Source organism: Legionella feeleii (assembly GCF_001467625.1).
GTDB lineage: Bacteria > Pseudomonadota > Gammaproteobacteria > Legionellales > Legionellaceae > Tatlockia > Tatlockia feeleii.
The window spans coordinates 298,189-298,586 of the sequence record NZ_LNYB01000081.1 but is presented as its reverse complement, the minus strand read 5'-3'; positions in this window follow the sequence as shown (position 1 = coordinate 298,586).

Genomic DNA, 398 nt, shown 5'->3' with positions numbered 1-398 from the left:
TTGGCACTTTAACCCTCTTTTGATTGCGGAATCAAAGAGTTAGATTACTTTAATCCGATTAAAGTGCCCCTACATTTGGGGGAGAGCCAAAGTTTCTCGTGAAATTAATCACTATAATCTTCAGTGGATTGAAAAGACACCACCTATAAAGCAAGTCATTTATGGAGTATTTGCCGAGTCTAAAAAAAGAAACAGGTAAAGGATGCTTATTTGAAAAGGCCAAAAGCGGTTGAACGAGGAAGTAAAATTCTGTAGTGCCCTGCAATTAAAATTCAATTGCAAGACACTCAAGAATCAAATAGTATAAATCTGCGTTTGACGTGTTTAAATGCAATAAGCGCTGATAGAAGGGATTGGCGTCCCTCCTACCAGCTAACCACAATCATCTTAACGGAGAT